Origin of the sequence: Lactobacillus nasalidis (assembly GCF_016587775.1) — a bacterium.
GTDB classification, from domain to species: Bacteria; Bacillota; Bacilli; order Lactobacillales; family Lactobacillaceae; genus Lactobacillus; species Lactobacillus nasalidis.
Map to the genome: position 1 here is coordinate 1 of NZ_BOCG01000019.1, position 300 is coordinate 300.

Sequence of the window (300 nt, forward strand, 5' to 3'; positions counted from 1 at the left end):
CAAAGCGTCAGCCTTGTCTTCTGAGTGGCCGGATGCACCTGAAGCTGCGTCGATTTCCAGACCAAACTTTTCAGCAAAGTATGAGAATGGGTGCAGAGCTTCTGCGTGGTAGTACTTCACGAATTCTGGGTCGTCCAGGGTGTTCAGTTCAGTTGAGTAAGCCATGTGCTTGGTGTACTTAACGTCGATGAAGGCTGGGCCGTCCATCTTCTTCCATTCTTCTACAGCTGCTTGGAATTCAGCCTTGTCGTGAACAGTGAAGGCCTTCATGTTCATGCCTTCTGCAACCTTTGCCCAGTC

1 protein-coding gene is annotated in these 300 nt (G+C 50.3%); it reads right to left on the reverse strand.

Translation table 11 applies throughout. The annotated features are described in order from the left end of the window. On the reverse strand, positions 1 to 300 hold a 300-nt coding region (locus tag lacNas_RS00165), incomplete at both ends, for a thiamine pyrophosphate-dependent enzyme (protein ID WP_373868025.1).